This is a genomic window from Pseudomonas sp. JL27(2026), assembly GCF_056933555.1.
The window spans coordinates 6,007,494-6,023,752 of record NZ_CM167794.1; the positions used below are offsets into that span (position 1 = coordinate 6,007,494).

Annotated in this window: 14 protein-coding genes and 1 pseudogene; 12 read left to right on the forward strand and 3 right to left on the reverse strand. The window is 62.6% G+C overall.

The window, feature by feature from the left end; all coding sequences use genetic code 11:
- Positions 1-3 precede the first annotated feature (3 nt).
- Genes AC1Z1G_RS27585 through AC1Z1G_RS27610 form a run of 6 tightly spaced genes read left to right on the forward strand, consistent with a single transcriptional unit; the run spans position 4 to position 7,124 of the window.
- Positions 4-1,446, forward strand: a complete 1,443-nt coding sequence (locus tag AC1Z1G_RS27585) for a mannose-1-phosphate guanylyltransferase/mannose-6-phosphate isomerase (protein WP_483623779.1) — start codon at positions 4-6, stop codon at positions 1,444-1,446.
- Positions 1,447-2,244, forward strand: coding sequence for an ABC transporter permease (locus AC1Z1G_RS27590; protein ID WP_347902861.1), 798 nt, complete (start codon positions 1,447-1,449; stop codon positions 2,242-2,244).
- A complete protein-coding gene (locus tag AC1Z1G_RS27595; RefSeq protein ID WP_483623781.1) occupies positions 2,244-3,509 on the forward strand; it encodes an ABC transporter ATP-binding protein in 1,266 nt (421 codons plus the stop codon). The genes AC1Z1G_RS27590 and AC1Z1G_RS27595 overlap by 1 nt, the downstream gene beginning before the upstream one ends.
- Positions 3,506-4,879, forward strand: coding sequence for a glycosyltransferase family 4 protein (locus AC1Z1G_RS27600; RefSeq protein WP_483623783.1), 1,374 nt, complete (start codon positions 3,506-3,508; stop codon positions 4,877-4,879). The genes AC1Z1G_RS27595 and AC1Z1G_RS27600 overlap by 4 nt, the downstream gene beginning before the upstream one ends.
- The gene (locus tag AC1Z1G_RS27605; protein ID WP_483623785.1) at positions 4,863-5,993 is read left to right on the forward strand and encodes a glycosyltransferase family 4 protein; all 1,131 of its coding nucleotides are present in this window, start codon (positions 4,863-4,865) and stop codon (positions 5,991-5,993) included. The genes AC1Z1G_RS27600 and AC1Z1G_RS27605 overlap by 17 nt, the downstream gene beginning before the upstream one ends.
- Positions 5,994-7,124: a glycosyltransferase family 4 protein gene (locus AC1Z1G_RS27610; protein WP_483623787.1), complete on the forward strand. Its 1,131-nt coding sequence runs from the start codon at positions 5,994-5,996 to the stop codon at positions 7,122-7,124. It abuts the gene before it with no gap.
- Here the strand turns inward: AC1Z1G_RS27610 and AC1Z1G_RS27615 are convergent.
- The 3 genes and pseudogenes from AC1Z1G_RS27615 to AC1Z1G_RS27625 all read right to left on the reverse strand — a co-directional run.
- A pseudogene (locus tag AC1Z1G_RS27615) lies at positions 7,118-8,047 on the reverse strand (FAD-binding oxidoreductase); the annotation flags it as partial. The gene AC1Z1G_RS27610 and the pseudogene AC1Z1G_RS27615 sit on opposite strands and share 7 nt — an antisense overlap.
- Positions 8,048-8,110: 63 nt before the next feature.
- Complete coding sequence (locus tag AC1Z1G_RS27620; protein ID WP_483623789.1) at positions 8,111-8,740, reverse strand: glutathione S-transferase family protein; 630 nt, start codon at positions 8,738-8,740, stop codon at positions 8,111-8,113.
- A gap of 130 nt (positions 8,741-8,870) precedes the next feature.
- Positions 8,871-9,773 carry a LysR family transcriptional regulator gene (locus AC1Z1G_RS27625; protein ID WP_483623791.1) on the reverse strand — a complete coding sequence of 301 codons (903 nt, stop codon included), beginning with the start codon at positions 9,771-9,773 and terminating at the stop codon, positions 8,871-8,873.
- Between the two features lie 290 nt (positions 9,774-10,063).
- Between AC1Z1G_RS27625 and AC1Z1G_RS27630 the strand changes: the two genes are divergently transcribed.
- The 6 genes from AC1Z1G_RS27630 to AC1Z1G_RS27655 all read left to right on the forward strand — a co-directional run bounded on the left by AC1Z1G_RS27630 (position 10,064) and on the right by AC1Z1G_RS27655 (position 16,254).
- Positions 10,064-11,062, forward strand: a complete 999-nt coding sequence (locus AC1Z1G_RS27630; RefSeq protein ID WP_483623793.1) for an ATP-grasp domain-containing protein — start codon at positions 10,064-10,066, stop codon at positions 11,060-11,062.
- A 61-nt stretch (positions 11,063-11,123) separates the two neighbouring features.
- Positions 11,124-12,257: a trypsin-like peptidase domain-containing protein gene (locus AC1Z1G_RS27635; protein WP_483623794.1), complete on the forward strand. Its 1,134-nt coding sequence runs from the start codon at positions 11,124-11,126 to the stop codon at positions 12,255-12,257.
- A gap of 75 nt (positions 12,258-12,332) precedes the next feature.
- Complete coding sequence (locus AC1Z1G_RS27640) at positions 12,333-13,469, forward strand: phosphoribosyltransferase domain-containing protein (protein ID WP_483623796.1); 1,137 nt, start codon at positions 12,333-12,335, stop codon at positions 13,467-13,469.
- Positions 13,459-14,217: an HAD family hydrolase gene (locus AC1Z1G_RS27645; protein WP_483623798.1), complete on the forward strand. Its 759-nt coding sequence runs from the start codon at positions 13,459-13,461 to the stop codon at positions 14,215-14,217. Before AC1Z1G_RS27640 ends, AC1Z1G_RS27645 begins: the two co-directional genes overlap by 11 nt.
- Positions 14,210-15,304: a cysteine protease StiP family protein gene (locus tag AC1Z1G_RS27650; RefSeq protein ID WP_483623799.1), complete on the forward strand. Its 1,095-nt coding sequence runs from the start codon at positions 14,210-14,212 to the stop codon at positions 15,302-15,304. Before AC1Z1G_RS27645 ends, AC1Z1G_RS27650 begins: the two co-directional genes overlap by 8 nt.
- Positions 15,304-16,254: an HpcH/HpaI aldolase/citrate lyase family protein gene (locus AC1Z1G_RS27655; RefSeq protein WP_347902878.1), complete on the forward strand. Its 951-nt coding sequence runs from the start codon at positions 15,304-15,306 to the stop codon at positions 16,252-16,254. The genes AC1Z1G_RS27650 and AC1Z1G_RS27655 overlap by 1 nt, the downstream gene beginning before the upstream one ends.
- Positions 16,255-16,259 lie beyond the last annotated feature (5 nt).

The window sequence follows — 16,259 nt, forward strand, 5'->3', positions numbered from 1 at the left end:
GCCATGCTCATCCCAGTGATTCTTTCCGGCGGGGCCGGAACAAGGCTTTGGCCAGTGTCGCGTGAAGACCATCCCAAGCCGTTCATGGTGCTGCCCGACGGCCAGACGCTGCTCGGCAAAACCTATCAACGGGCTGCCGGGTTGCAGGGCAGCAGTGGCGATATCGTCACGGTGACCCACCGCGACTACTACTTCCAGAGCAAGGATCACTACCAGGACGCACGGCTGGACCGCCATCGCGGGCATTTCATCCTCGAACCCATGGGCCGCAACACCGCCCCCGCCATTGCAGCCGCCGCCCTGGCGCTGCATGAGTTGCACGGTGACGACGCCATTCTGGTGGTGATGCCCGCCGACCATCTGATCCAGAATGAAGAGGCACTCAACAGCGCAGTCGAACACGCCGTCAACCTGGCCAGGGACGGATACCTGGTGACATTCGGGGTGATCCCGACGACGCCGGACACCGGTTTCGGCTACATCGAGCGCGGCGAACGCCTGGACGAACGCGGCGCGGCCGCCGTGCAGCGCTTTGTCGAAAAGCCTGACCTGCAAACCGCCACCCATTACCTGGAAAGCGGCAACTTCCTGTGGAATTCGGGAATGTTCTGCTTCTCGGCCGTGACCTTGCTGGCCGAACTGGAAATTCACGCACCACAACTGCTGGAACAGGCCCGTGCCTGCATTGCGGCCAGCGCTGCGGTGCAGGCCGGTGGTTGCCTGCAACAAGAGCTGTCGGCGGTGCATTTCGCCGACATGCCGGACATCTCCATCGACTACGCCTTGATGGAGCGTTCCGAAAAGGTCGTGGTGATCCCGGCCGCTTTCGACTGGAGCGACATCGGCTCCTGGGGTGCGGTTGCGGCGCTGGTCCCGGCCGATGCGCAAAACAACCGCGCCAGCGGCGATGCGCTGTTCATCGACAGCCATGACAACTTCGTACACAGCGACGGCCGACTCGTGGCCACCGTGGGTGTGGATAACCTGATCGTCATCGACACCGCCGACGCCGTGCTCATCGCCCACGCCGACCGCACGCAGGATGTGCGACGCGTGGCCAAGCAGCTCAAGGACAAACAGCACGAAACCTACCGCCTGCACCGCACGGTCAGCCGTCCGTGGGGCACCTACACCGTGCTCGAGGAAGGTTTGCGCTTCAAGATCAAACGCCTGGTGGTCAAGCCCGGTGCCGCGCTGTCCCTGCAAATGCACCACCACCGCAACGAACACTGGGTAGTGGTCGAAGGCATGGCCAAGGTCACCAACAACGGCACCGGCACCCATTTGGTGGCCAAGAATGAATCGACCTTCATTGCCGCCGGCCACAAGCATCGCCTGGAAAACCCCGGGGTCATCGACCTGGTCATCATCGAAGTGCAAAGCGGTGAATACCTGGGCGAAGACGACATCGTGCGTTTTGAAGACCAGTACGGCAGGACGGTCTGAATGCTGCTCAACCTGTACCGCTCGCTGCGCAGTTACCGGGGGTTCATCCTGGGCAGCGTCAAGCGAGAGTTCCAGTCGCGTTACCGTAACTCACTGTTTGGTGCCCTCTGGACGGTACTCAACCCGCTGTCGATGATCCTCGTCTACACCGTGGTGTTTTCCCAGATCATGCGTGCCCGCTTGCCGGGCGTGGATGACGGCCTGGCCTACAGCGTCTACCTGTGTGCCGGCCTGCTGACCTGGGGGCTGTTTTCCGAAATCACCCTGCGCAGCCAGAGCATGTTTCTGGAAAACGCCAACCTGCTGAAGAAAATCAGCTTCCCGCGTATCTGCCTGCCAGTGATCGTGCTGCTCAATGCGGCCGTCAACTTCGCGATCATTCTCGGGCTGTTCCTGGGCTTTCTGCTGATCACCGGGCGCCTGCCCGGCATGGCATTGCTGGCGCTGGTGCCGCTGCTGCTCCTGCAAGTGATCTTCTGCGCCGGGCTGGGGATGATTCTTGGGGTGCTGAACGTGTTCTTTCGTGATGTCGGGCAGTTCTTCGGGATCTGCCTGCAGTTCTGGTTCTGGCTGACGCCGATCGTCTACCCGATGACCATCCTGCCCGAACCGATCCAGCGCCTGCTGGCGCTCAACCCCATGACCGCGTTGATGCACAGTTACCAGAACCTGTTTCTCTACAACCAGTGGCCGGTCTGGAGTTCGTTGACACCGCTGCTGGTGATCGGCGTGCTGTTCTGCGTGATGGGGCTGCGGCTCTTCCGCCAGCGGGTCGGTGAAATGGTGGACGAACTCTGATGGGGCACATACGCGTCACGGGCCTGGGCAAGGCCTACAAGCAATACCCCACGCGCTGGAGCCGGCTGTTCGAATGGCTGGTGCCGTTCTCCCGACCACGGCATCACTTGCACTGGATCCTGCAAGACGTCGACTTCGAGATCCAGCCGGGCGAAGCGGTGGGCATTGTCGGGGTCAACGGCGCGGGCAAAAGCACCCTGCTGAAAATGATCACCGGCACCACCCAACCCACCTGCGGGCATATCCAGCTACAAGGCCGGGTCGCCGCGCTGCTGGAGCTGGGCATGGGTTTCCACCCCGATTTCACCGGACGCCAGAATGCCTTCATGGCCGGTCAGTTGCTGGGTATGCAGCTCGAAGACATTGAAGCCCTGATGCCGGACATCGAGGCCTTTGCCGAAATCGGCGAGGCCATCGATCACCCGGTGCGCACCTATTCCAGCGGCATGCAGATGCGCCTGGCGTTCAGCGTCGCCACCGCGCGGCGCCCGGACATCCTGATCGTCGACGAGGCGCTGTCGGTGGGCGACGCCTATTTTCAGCACAAGAGTTTCGAACGCATCCGCAGTTTCCGCCGGGACGGCACCACGCTGTTGATCGTGTCCCACGACCGCTCGGCGATCCAGTCGATCTGCGACACCGCGATTCTTCTGGAACAGGGCCGTGTTGCCCTGCGCGGCAAACCCGAAGAAGTAATGGACTACTACAACGCCATGCTCGCCGAACGCGAGGGCCAGACCGTTCGCCAGGAAATGCTCGCCAACGGCCAGGTGCAGACCATCTCCGGCACCGGTGAGGCCGGCATTCTCAGCGTGCGCCTGCTGGATCAGCGCCAGCGTTCAGTGGAGGTCGCCGAGGTCGGCCAGCCGATGGTGCTGGAGGTGCAGGTCGAGGTGCGCCAGGACATCGAGCGGCTGGTGCTCGGTTTCATGATCAAGGACCGCCTCGGCCAGCCCATGTACGGCATCAACACCCACCGACTGGATCAGGCGCTGACCGACCTCAAGGCCGGCGAACACGTGACCTACCGGTTCGCTTTCACCCTGCGCCTGGGCAAGGGCAGCTACTCGGTGGCCCTGAGCCTGTCGCGGCTAGACTCACACCTGGACCGCAACTTCGAATGGCGCGACTACGGCCTGGTGTTCCACGTCATCAACAACCGTCAGGAAGACTTCGTCGGCTGCGCCTGGCTCGATGCGCAAACCAGCATCAGCCGCGCCCTTCCCGCCCCGCTCGAACCGGCCACACGGGAGATCGCACCATGACGCGACTGTTGGTCGAATGCACTTACGTGTTCGAGCATCCCCAGGCCAATTCCGGGATTCAACGCGTGGTGCGCAACGTCATTCGCGAGTTGCCCGCACCCGACGGTGAGCACGAATGCATTCCGGTGGTGATGCTCAACGGCAAGCTCTACCGGGTACTGAGCCTGGCACCGTTGCCCACGCCGACCTTTGACCTGATGAGCCTGCGGGTACGCCTGGAACACTGGGCGAATGCCTTCTGGTTACGCCAACGTACCCTTGAGCGACGCTGGCCGTTTCACCGGTCGCGGTTCGCCCGTCGGCTGCTGTACATGGGGTGCCGAGTGGCGGCGGCGCTATGCCTGAGCATCCCGATGCGTATCCTCGACCGGCTGCTGAACAAGGACGACATCCCGGCACGCTGCGCGCCCTTGCAGCATCAGCCGGGGGATCAACTGGTGTTGCTCGACTCATCGTGGCACGCCGATTTCTTTCCCCTGGCCGAGCAGCTCAAGCGTGACGGCGTGGGCATCGTGTCGGTGATTTATGACCTGATCCCGCTGACCCATCCGCAGTTCTGCGACGCCGGGCTGGTGCGCGTGTTCAATGACTGGTTCGACTGGATTGCCCGCACCGCTGACGGCTACGTCGCGATTTCCACGACCATTCGCGACCAGGTGCGCGAAGAAATGCTGCGCCGGGTGGGCGCCAAACAGGTCGAGCAACGCTGGTTCGACCACTTCCATCTGGGCTCCGAGCTGGACCTGACGGACGAAGCCGCTGCGGTCGACCCAGGCCTTGAGCGGATGTTCCAGAGCCCGGACCCGGTGTTTCTGATGGTCAGCACCATTGAGCCACGCAAGAACCATGCGTATTTGCTCGACGCGTTCGAACGGGCCTGGGCCACCGGCTCACGTGCACGCCTGTGCATCGCCGGACGCATTGGCTGGAAGTGCGACGCGTTGATCGAGCGTATCCGCCGCCACCCCGAGCTGAACAAACGTCTGTTCATGTTCAACAGCCTCTCGGACCGCAGCCTGGAGCACGCGTATGCCCGCTCCACGGCGCTGGTATTCCCGTCTTATGTCGAGGGCTTTGGCTTGCCGCTGGTGGAAGCGATGCAGCGCGGTTTGCCGGCGATGGGCAGCGATATTCCGGTGTTTCGCGAAATTGGCGGCGAATTCATGGTCTATTTCGACCTGGCCGACCCGCAAAGCCTGACCACGCGGGTACTCGACATGGAGCGCACCGGCGCCTTTGCGGCGCCTCGCAGCATTGATCAATGGCACTGGCTCGGTTGGCGCGAGGCCAGTGCGCAACTGGTCGAACGGGTGATGCGTCACCTGAAGAAAACCCCAAAAGGGCAGAGGCAACATGCGGATAGCCCTTAACGCCCGAGTGCTCCAGGCGCCACGCACCGGCATCGGCCACTACCTGGCCGAGTTGGTCACGGCCCTGCGGCATGAGCCAGACCTTGAGCTGTCGCTGTTTCACGGCTGGGGCTGGAACACCGCGCTGCCGGAGGCCGCGATGCCCGGTTACTCACGGCTGACGCCCTGGCTGCGCCAGATCCCCGGCGCCTACCAGGCCCGGCGCTGGCTGGAGCAGTGGCGTTTCGACAACGGTCTGCCGAAGGCGATTGACCTTTATCACGAACCGAGCCTGTGGCCGCTGGCGTTCAAGGGGCCGACCCTGATCACCCTGCATGACCTGACCCACCTGCATTTCCCCGCGACCCAGCCGCCGGCGCGCTTGAAGGAAATCGAACGGCGCCTCGCCCATGGCGTACAGCACGCACGGCTGATCCTGACCGACTCGCAGTTCATCGCCGACGAAGCCCAGCAGCACTTCAACCTTCCCGCCGAGCGCTTCGTGGTCGCACCACTCGGGGTGGCCGCACGCTTTCATCCACGCAGCGATGAAGCCTTGCTGCCGACCCTGCGCCCGCTCGGCGTAAGGCCACAGGAATATTGGGTGTGCGTGGGGACCCTGGAACCGCGCAAAAACCTGTCACTGGCGCTACAAGCTCATGGGCAGTTGCCCGAAGTCGTGCGTCAACGTTTCCCGTTGCTGGTGATCGGGATGGCCGGTTGGGAGCAAGGGCAGTTCAGCGACACGTTGCGCAAAAGCCTGTCCTGGGGGCACGTGCGGCTGCTCGGATACCTGCCGGACGAACAAGTCGCGCATCTGGTGGCCGGTGCCCGTGGGCTGGTGTTTCCGTCGCGCTATGAAGGCTTCGGCCTGCCGGTACTGGAAGCCATGGCCAGCGGAACACCCGTGATCCTGACCCGCCGCTCGGCGATGCCGGAGGTTGCGGGTGATGCCGGCACTTACATTGAACCGGACGATGTCGACGGGTTGAGCCAGGCGATGGCACGCCTGATCGACGATCACGTGTATTGGCTGCACTGTCGCGAGGCAGGTTTGCAGCGCGCGAAGCTGTTTTCCTGGCAACGCTGTGCGAGTGTCACCGCTCAAGCGTACCGTCAGGCTATGGGAGGTTGAATGCGTGTCCTGCACTTTTACAAAACGTACCTGCCCGACTCGATGGGCGGGATCGAACAGGTCATTTTCCAGATGTGCGAAAGCAGCGCACGCCACGGCGTGGACAGCCACGTCCTGACTTTGAGCCCGGCCCCCTCGCCCGTTCCGCTGCATATCGGCCAGCATCAGGTGCATCAGGCCAAGCTTGACCTGCAATTGGCTTCCAGCGGGTTTTCCTACAGCGTCATCAAACAGTTTCGCGAGCTGGCGGCCGAAGCAGACATCGTCAACTACCACTTTCCCTGGCCGTTCATGGACGTGGTGCATTTTTGTACCGCGATGAAGAAACCCTGCGTGGTGAGTTATCACTCGGACATCATTCGCCAGAAAAACCTGCTCAAACTCTACCGCCCGCTGATGCGCCGATTCCTGGACAGCGCCGACCGAATCGTCGCGGCCTCCCCCAACTACCTGCACACCAGTGACGTGTTGCAAGCCTACCGGGAGAAGACCCGGGTGATCACCTATGGCCTGGACAAAGCACTTTATCCACAGCCCTCGACCGAGCGTCAGGCCCAGTGGCGGGAGCGATTGGGCGATCGGTTCTTCCTGTTCGTCGGTGTCATGCGCTATTACAAAGGGCTGCACATCCTGCTCGAAGCGATGCAGGGCTTGAACTACCCGGTGGTGATTGTCGGCGCAGGTCCCGTTGAAGCGCAGTTGCATGCCCAAGCCACCGCCCTTGGACTGCAAAACCTGCACTTCCTGGGGCGTTTGGGAGACGAGGACAAAGTCGCGTTGCTGGAACTGAGCTACGCCGTGGTCTTCCCCTCGCACCTGCGTTCCGAAGCATTTGGTATCTCGTTGCTGGAAGGCGCGATGTACGGCAAACCGATGATCTCCAGCGAAATCGGCACCGGCACCAGCTACATCAATATCCACGGCGAAACCGGCCTGGTGGTCCCACCCAGCAACCCACAGGCCTTTCGCGAAGCGATGCGCACCCTGTGGGAAAACCCCACGCGTGCCGCCGAAATGGGTGCCAAGGCCCAGGCGCGCTACCGGCAGTTGTTCACCGCCGACGAAATGGGCCGCAAATGGACCGAGTTGTATGAAGAGTTGCTGGAGGAAAAAACCTTTTCCTACGCCTGAGTCCAGGTGCCGGTCTTCAGGCTGTTGGGCGACATCCCGTCGAAACGCCAGCGCAAACCCAGCGCGGCCGGCCGCCGAACCACCTGCTCGACATGCAGCGTCCACAACCGCTCGGCGCCCTGGAAGGCCTCGACCTGCGGCCCGTCGAGAACAATTTCCGTGCGGCCACTGACCTGCAACACATCGCCCGTGGTGAAGTCGATGAACAGCAACCCGGCACGCGGATTGAGCAACAGGTTACCCAAGGTATTGAAGTGCATGTTGCCGGCAAAATCGGGGATCGTCAGGCAATTACCATCGACCCGAACAAAACCGGCCTGCCCGCCGCGATGGGAAACGTCCACCCAGCGCGAGTTATCCACAACCGCGTAACTGGCGACAAAGAAAGTGTCGGTGCGCCGAATCATCGCCGTGGCCGCGTCATCCAGGCTATTCAGGCGTTGTGCGAGGCGGGTCGAAGGGTCGGCCAGCGGCACCCGTTCAAACTGGCGCAACTGAATGTACTGCGGGCAATTGCCGAACGCCTGCTCGACCGCCACGCTCAGGCCGTGGGCCCCGACAGCACTGACCCGGCCGTTGAGGCGGTTGCGCCGACGGGTATGCAACTCGATCCCCAACAAACCCATCGCCGCCCCCACCTGCACCTGCGCCGGGTCATCGGCTGCCGGCAGGCTGTCGAGTTGCAACAGTGACGGGGCTGGGGAATGGGCGAACCCCGGCGGACCTTCGAGGATGCTGGCCCAAGGGTTACCGTCGACATCGACACTGGCAAAGAGCATGAACGGCAATTGCCGATAAAACTGGCGATGCTGATCCGGCAGCTCGTGCCGGATCAACCGGTGCCCCAAGGCCTCCATGCGCTCGGCAACGCCGACATGCGCCTGCAACCGTTTCTCGCCAGCATGCCAAGGTGACATGTCCATCACGGTTCTCCTCCTGCGCGCGGCGCAGTGTGGTCAGCCCGACGGCGCCGAGCCATCACCTCATCAGGCGGTTTGCAAACCCGCCACCGTACGCGGCATACCCACGAACCCCGGCAAGGCTTCGATCCGCGCCAGCCAGGCCCGCACATTGCCGTAGTCAGCCAGCGAGACGTTGCCTTCCGGCGCATGGGCGATGTAACTGTAAGCGGCGATGTCGGCGATGGTCGGTTCTTCGCCGACCAGGAAACTGCGGCTGGCCAGCTCCTGATCCATCACCTTGAGCAGGTTGTGGGAACGAGCGATCACCTCCTCAGCGTTGTAGGGCGCGCCGAACACGGTGATCAACCGTGCAGTGGCCGGCCCCGAGGCTATCGGCCCGGCAGCCACCGACAACCAGCGCTGAACCCTGGCGGCACCGACCGGATCGCCGGGCAGCCAACGGCCATTGCCGTACTGGCGCGCCAGATACACCAGAATCGCGTTGGAGTCGGCCAGCACCATGCCCTGATCGTCGATGACCGGCACCTGGCCAAACGGGTTCAATGCCAGGAAATCCGGCTGTTTATGAGCACCGTGGGCCAGATCAACGAATATCTTTTCGATCGGCAGGCCGAGCAGCGACAACATCAGCTCGACGCGGTGGGCGTGGCCGGACAACGGGAAGTGATAGAGCTTGATGGCGTGCTGGGGCATGGTCGACTCCGCAGGGTGATCGCGCAGTCCAGGAACGGGCCGCGCCGATGGAAGCCATCTTCTACCCGCGAGAAAAACAACAGAATAGCCAGAAAACACAATCCATTATTTCAGCCCGCGCAACAACGCCTCAGCCACGCAACGCCGGGTGTTCCCGCAGGGCCTTCACCGCGAAATCCACAAAACTGCGAACCCGTGCCGGCGCCTTGCGCCCACCCTGATACACCACATGGATCGGTAACGGCGGCAGTTCGAAGTCTTGCAGGACGATTTCCAGCTCACCGGCCGCCACCTTGCTGGCCACCTGATAGGACAGCACCCGCGTCAGCCCCCAGCCCAGGCACGCGGCCGTGATCGCGGCCTGATTGGCGGTGACCACCAAACGCGGCTCGGGGCGAACGCTCAGCATTTGGCCGTCCTCAAGGAACTGCCAACTCTTGAACTGCCCGATCGAAGACGGCGCCACCACCTGGGCCTGACGCAATTCCTCAGGGTGTCGAGGCCGTCCCTGGGCCGCGAGAAACGCCGGCGATGCACAGATCACCCGGCGCACCTCGCCGACCGGGATTGCGTGCTGGCCGCTGTCCGGCAGCTCACCAATGCGCACCGCCACATCGACGCCCTCCTCGACCATCCCGACCACACGGTCGACGAGCAAGGCATTGATGCTGACATCAGGAAAGCGGTCCAGATAACCGACCATCACCGGCGTGACGAACAACTCGCCAAACAACACGGGCGCGGTGACCGTCAGTTGCCCTCGGGGCTGGGCATGGCTGCCAGCGGCCGACGCCTCGGCTTCCTGGATCTCCGTGAGAATGCGCCGGCAATCCTCCAGGTAACGCTGGCCTGCCTCGCTCAGGTAAACGCGCCGGGTGGTACGCGTGAGCAACTGCGTGCCGATGCGCGCCTCCAGCGCCGCCACCGCCCGCGTGACACTGGCCGCCGACATCCCGAGACGCCGCGCAGCCACCGAAAACCCCTGGTCCTGGGCAACCGCGACGAAAACCTGCATTTCCTGAAATCTGTCCAAGGACCCACCTCTGTAAAAGGGAATTACCCAAGCCCTGCATCGCCTGCCAGCGGGGCGTCTTCATGCAACCCCAGACGAAACTGACCCGGATTCCATGGACACTTTGCACGCTGATTGTGTAACACTTTTCACACTTTCACCGGTGACAGTCCCGGTGTACGTTTTGCGTACCCTGCCACTTGCCGGGGTTGCCACGTCAACCGATACACACCCTTTCGTCTGCGGTGCCTTTGCACCGGGCCGGCCTCTATCAGCCTTTTTCAGGCAACACGGTTTTTAAGGAGATCCTAGTGATCTGGTTTCTTGAGGGACAATCGAGCCAGCGTGATGTGCTCATGGGCGCACGCGAGGCATTGCCTGCCGATGTACGGATTTTCGCCTCGCACCGCCGCCAGCGCCCGGAGATCACGAGCCAGGCAGATGTCAGCCTGCAAGAGCCGCTGGATAACGAGGCGCGCATCGACTGGGTCCTGCAAACCGCCAGGGAACACGGGATCAAGGTGATCCTGGCAGGGCGCATCGGCGGATTCTACGAAGCGCGGCGGGCGCTGTTCGAGGCCGAGGGCATCACCCTGGTCACGGGCGGCATGTCGATGGAGACATTCGCCTGTGTCGATGACAAAAGCCGCTTTACCGCCGAGTGCGAGGCCACGGGCCTGGCGTGCATACCGGCCATCACGGCGACCAACGCCGCCGAGTTGATCAGCGCCTATGAAACCCTGGCAACCTCTGGCGAGGTTTGCATCAAGCCGACCGTCGGCATCTATGGCCAGGGTTTCTGGCGCTTCAAAGCCGAAGCGGACGCCTTCAGTTGCTTTGCCGACCCGGATGCACGGCAAACCAGTTTCCAGGCCTACCTGCACGCTTATCAACAGGCCGCCGAGCGTCCGCCGATGCTGGTCATGCCCTATATGGCCGGAAGCGAGTGTTCGGTAGACATGGTGTGCGAGAATGGCAAGGTTATCGCCAGTGTCGGCCGTCGCAAAGAAGGGCTGAATCAGACGTTCGAGCGTGATACCGATGCCGTTCGTCTGGCAATCCGGGCTGCCGAGCACTTCAAGTGCGACGGTCTGGTTAATGTACAGACCCGCGACAACGACCACGGGCAGCCTCATCTGCTGGAAATCAACCCAAGGTACTCTGGCGGCGTGGGTTATACGCGGCACGCAGGTGTGAACCTGGCCGGGATTTTCGCCACACGGCGCCTGGGGCTTACAGAACCGGAAACAAATTGGCGCAATAATGTTTGTGTCAAAGCAATTACCGTTGCCGTTTCGGCAACGGCTTGATTTTATAATTGGAATTTGCCATCAGTGATTTCACTGTGTGCCTGTTCAAGGAGAGATTCGGATGAAGGTGCTCGCGCCTGGCGCAAACACCCCTCTTCCAGGTGCACAGAGCACATGGATATTAGAGTGTGAACGGACTTCGGTCTTCGGCGAGTTCGCCGCCGTGGCGCTGCTCCCGGTCGACGACAAACGCCAGTCCAAAGGTGAGCCTGCCCTGCTGCATCGGGAGCAGTCATGGATGGAGTGGAGCGACGGCCCGGAAAAGGTCGGTTGTGCCCTCAACCTGGACAAACTCCCCGCGGGCAGTGATCGGGTCCTGCTGCTGGCCTACACCTATTCGGCGGCCGGTCCGGTCAGCGATATGCAGGGTCTGCGGCTGACCATTGGCAGCGACATCGAATACAAACTGAACCTGCGCGACAACGGCGAATCCTCGATCATTCTCGGCGAGTTCTACCGCCGCAATGCCGAGTGGAAATTCCGTGCGCTGTCCGAAGGTTCGGCCTATGGGCTGTCAGCCTTTGGCCGACGCATCGGCCTGGACGTCGATGACAGCCATCCGACCCGCCGCGCAAGCGACGGCGGGCGACGCTGCGACTCGGCAACCGGCACCGCTTTTGCGGTCGGCACCAGCCACGTCATGACCTGCGCCCACGTCATCGAAGACATGCGCAGCCTGTACATCACCTCGTTCGAAGGCCGCTACCGGGCAGAACCCGTGGTAGTCGACCGGCGAAACGACATCGCCCTGCTCCGGGTCCATGAGGCACCCGCCCTCAAGTCCGTCGCGTTCAGCGATGGCAGCGGCTGCGCCTTGGGCGAAACCGTGGTGGCGCTGGGCTTTCCGCTGGCGAGTATTTCCGGCGGCGGTTTGCAGGTCACCCAAGGTGGCGTTTCCGGGCTGTTCGGCCTGCACAGCGACTCAAGCCTGTTCCAGTTCACCGCGCCGATTCAGCCGGGCTCCAGCGGCAGCCCGTTGTTCGATACCCGCGGCGCGGTGGTCGGCATGGTGACGTCGACGATCCCGGATGCGCAAAACATGAACTTTGCCGTCAAGGCCGGCCTGCTCACGGCGTTTCTGGATGCCTGCCGTGTTGCCACCACCCGAGAGGCGTCGGGCAAGACGTTCACGACCAGCGAAATCACGCAGACCGCGCAACCTTCGCTGTGGCTCGTCGAGGCCAGCAACACCTAGCCCTTTTCAGTTTTCAAAGGTTTAAGCGAGGCCCTCTGGTCTGCGGCCTGTACACACTTTTAGGAAATGCTTTCCATGGACTGCAGCGTAGATACCCTTGAACCGACATCGCTTCATGCCGACCTGCTTCGCGGTCGCCTGGATGTGCATGTCGAGTCATCCTCCATCGCGCCCGAGTCTCTCTTCGGCTTTGCCGAACGACGCAACCCGAAACGCGCCTTCCTGTTCGTTTCGCGCGTATTGGGCCGCCACATTCCGGTTCGCCCTTCGCGGATGCTCGAGAGTTTCGAACACCTGGCGACCAAAATACCGGCCGACCTGCCAGGGCCGGTGCTGGTCATCGGCATGGCAGAAACCGCCGTGGGCCTGGGTGCCGGTGTACACCGTGCCTACAGCGCCACGCGCCCGGACACCGTTTACCTGGTCAGTACCCGGCACCCGCTGGGCACCGAACTGTTTGCCCGTTTCGAAGAAGAACACAGCCACGCCAGTGCCCACCTGATTCACCTGCCGCAAGACCCCGAGGTCAAGGCCATGATGTTGCAGGCGCGCTCGCTGGTACTGGTGGACGATGAAGCATCCACCGGCAAAACCTTCATCAACCTGCACCGGGCGCTGGTCGATGCCGGCCTGAGCCAGGTCGAACGTGTCGTGACCTGCGTGCTGACCGACTGGTCGGACGGCGCGGTTCGCGCGCACATGGGCGAAACCGCGGAACAGGTTTCGTTGCTGCAAGGCTCCTATCGCTTCACTGAAGACAGCAGCGCGCCCCTGCCAGACATGCCGCAAGTCGGCACCGTGGCCATCGGCGACTGGCCGCTCAAGGCTGCCAATGACTGGGGCCGGCTGGGCGTTCGGTCGGTGGCCGATACGCTGGCGCCAGACCTTGCAGTGAAACCCGGCGAGCGCATTCTGGTGGTCGGCACCAGTGAATTCGTCTGGCGTCCGTTCCTGCTGGCCGAACGCCTGGAAAAAGCCGGGGCCGACGTTCATTTCAGTTCCACCAGCCGCTCGCCCATTGCCTTGGGCCATGCCATCGACCACGCGCTGTCCTTCTCGGACAACTATGGCCTGGGCATTCCCAACTTCCTCTACAACGTCAAACCCGGTCAGTTCGACCGGGTGCTGATCTGCACCGAAACACCCGCCCAGGCGATTCCTGCCGAGCTGATCGAAACCCTGAACGCGGAGATTGTTTGCGATGCCGAGTAAGCGCCCACTGGTCCTGATCGACCTCGACGACACACTGTTCCAGACCGCGCGCAAAATGCCCGAAGGCATTGAGCGTCACGTGGCTACCCTGGATGTCGACGGGCAACCGAACGGCTACATGAACACCGTCCAGAAAGCCTTTATCGAATGGCTGCTGGCCTGCGCCGACGTGGTCCCGGTGACCGCCCGTAGCGTCGAGGCGTACAGCCGCGTGCAATTGCCATTCACTGCTGGCGCCGTCTGCGCCCATGGCGGCGTGATCCTCGCGGCCGATGGCAGCCTGGACCGCGACTGGCATGCACACATGACCCGCACACTGGCCAACGCCCAGGCACGGTTGCCCGAGCTGAGCCTGGCGACCCTGGCGATCGGTGAACAACTGGGCTACTCGCTGCGCGGCTGGGTTGTCGAAGAAGCCGGACTGGCCAATTACGTCGTGACCAAACACAACGAAAACAACGACCAGGTGCTGGACGAGGTCTTGGCCAAGGTCAAGGAACAGGGCCTGCTCGACGGCATGAGCGTGCATGGCAACGGTAACAACCTGGCCTTCCTGCCCCAGGGCTTGTCCAAGCGTCTGGCGGTTGAAGAATGGCTGCGCCGCGACAAGGCGATCAACGGCGAGCGCCCGGTCATGGGGTTCGGTGACAGCATCACCGACCTGGGCTTCATGGATGCCTGCCACTTCTGGGGCACACCCGCTCGCAGCCAGTTGGCCAAAGCACTGGAAGCCGGCCTCAATGAGTAATTCTATCCACGCCCTGAACACCGTCGGCAGCGGCAGCTATGCCGTCGATGACGTGCATTTTCTGCTCCAGCCGCTGGAAATCGAAGTCACCGACGTTGCGGAGAAGGAACGGCTGATTCAGTCGAAAACCCGCCACTATTCGGAAATGATCAGCCAGGAAAACGCACCGACTGACGTGCATCAGGCCCTGTACGAGCGGGCCCTGAGCCAGAACGGCGCGCGCATGGCCGCCGATGTCCAGGCACTGGCATTGGCGCTGGATCAGGCGTGCGCCGGGCCGACCATCGCGCTGGTGTCATTCGTGCGCGCGGGCCTGCCGCTGGGCGTGCTGCTGCGCCGGGCGCTGGTGCAAATGGGTCGCGAAGCGTCTCACTACGGCATCAGCATCATCCGCGACCGTGGCATCGACAACGTGGCCCTGGACGCGATCATTGCGTTACATGGCGCCGAAAACATTGTGTTTGTCGACGGCTGGACCGGAAAAGGCGCGATCAGCGGCGAAATCAAACGCAGCCTTAATGGCGATTCGCGCTTCCCGCCCGAGCCTCGCCTGGTGGTGTTGGCCGACCCCTGTGGTCGGGCCTGGCTCGCCGCGTCTGCCGAAGACTGGGTGATCCCGTCCGGCATTCTCGGCGCAACGGTGTCGGGGCTGGTGTCCCGTTCCATCTGGCCGGCGAACGGCGGTCTGCACGGCTGCGTGGTGTACAACCACCTTCATGAACATGACGTGACCCGGCCTTTCATCGAGCAGATCGAAGCCGAACGCCAGAAGCTTGGCGACATCACGCCCGCCACGCCGTGGTCCGAAGCGCAAAAGCACCAGCTTCAGGGCGCCGCCGACGACGTGGTGCAGCAACTGGCCAAGCGTTTCGGGATCACCAACCTCAACCGTGTGAAGCCCGGCATCGCCGAAGCCACGCGCGCCGTGTTGCGCCGGGTACCCGACCACGTGCTGGTGCGCGACCGCACGGACCATGACGTGCAATTGCTCATGCACCTCGCCGAAAAGGCCGGCATTGCCATCGAGGAAGTGGGCGCCGGGCTCGGCCCTTATCGTGCGGTCACCATCATCCGGAGCGTGAGCTGATGCGCAACAAGTACTCACCCTATGCATTGGGCGCCACGCTCTACATGCCAGCGACGCGCAACGACATTCTGCAGATCGTCTTCAAGGAACGATTGCCTGAACTGCGTTCGCTGGTGGTGTGCCTGGAAGACGCCGTTGCCGAGGTTGAAGTCGAAGACGCGCTGCGCAATCTTCACCACTTGCTGCGCCGCATCAAGGACCGTGTCGGGCGCCCCGCCGACGGCCCGCTACTGTTCGTGCGCCCGCGTGACGCGGCCATGGCGGCGATTCTCAACGATTGGCCGCTGATGGATTACGTCGACGGCTTCGTGCTGCCCAAGCTCTCGCTGAGCAGCCTGAAAAGCTGGGAAGACGCAGTGACCAACCCGAAACTGGCGCTGATGCCGACCCTGGAAACCGCAGAGGTGTTCAATCCTGCCGCGATGGTTGAACTGGGCCAGGCCCTGAAAGCCGGTTTCAACGAGCGGATTATCGCGCTGCGCATTGGCGGCAACGACCTGATGGGTTGCCTGGGCCTGCGTCGCAACCCGGCGACCACGCTGTACGGCACGCCAATGAGTTACGTGATCCCGATGCTGGCCGGCGTCATGGGCTCCCAGGGTTTTGCCCTGACGGCCCCCGTGTTCGAACAACTGGCAACGCCGCACATTCTGGAGGAGGAACTGGCCATCGACATTTCCCACGGGCTTGTCGGCAAAACCGCCATTCACCCGTCGCAAATCCACATCATCCACAACGCCTTGCGCGTCAACCTCGATGACCTGAACTCCGCCCGCATGATCCTCAACTCGGTGGCACCGGCAGTGTTCAAGTTCAACGATGCGATGTGCGAGCCGGCCACCCATTTCAAATGGGCGACCAACATCATTGAGCGGGCTAAATGGCACGGCGTCGTGCCTGCCCCCGCCGTGGTGATGGACTCCCTGTTGCTCGCCGAGGCTGCGCACTGATTACC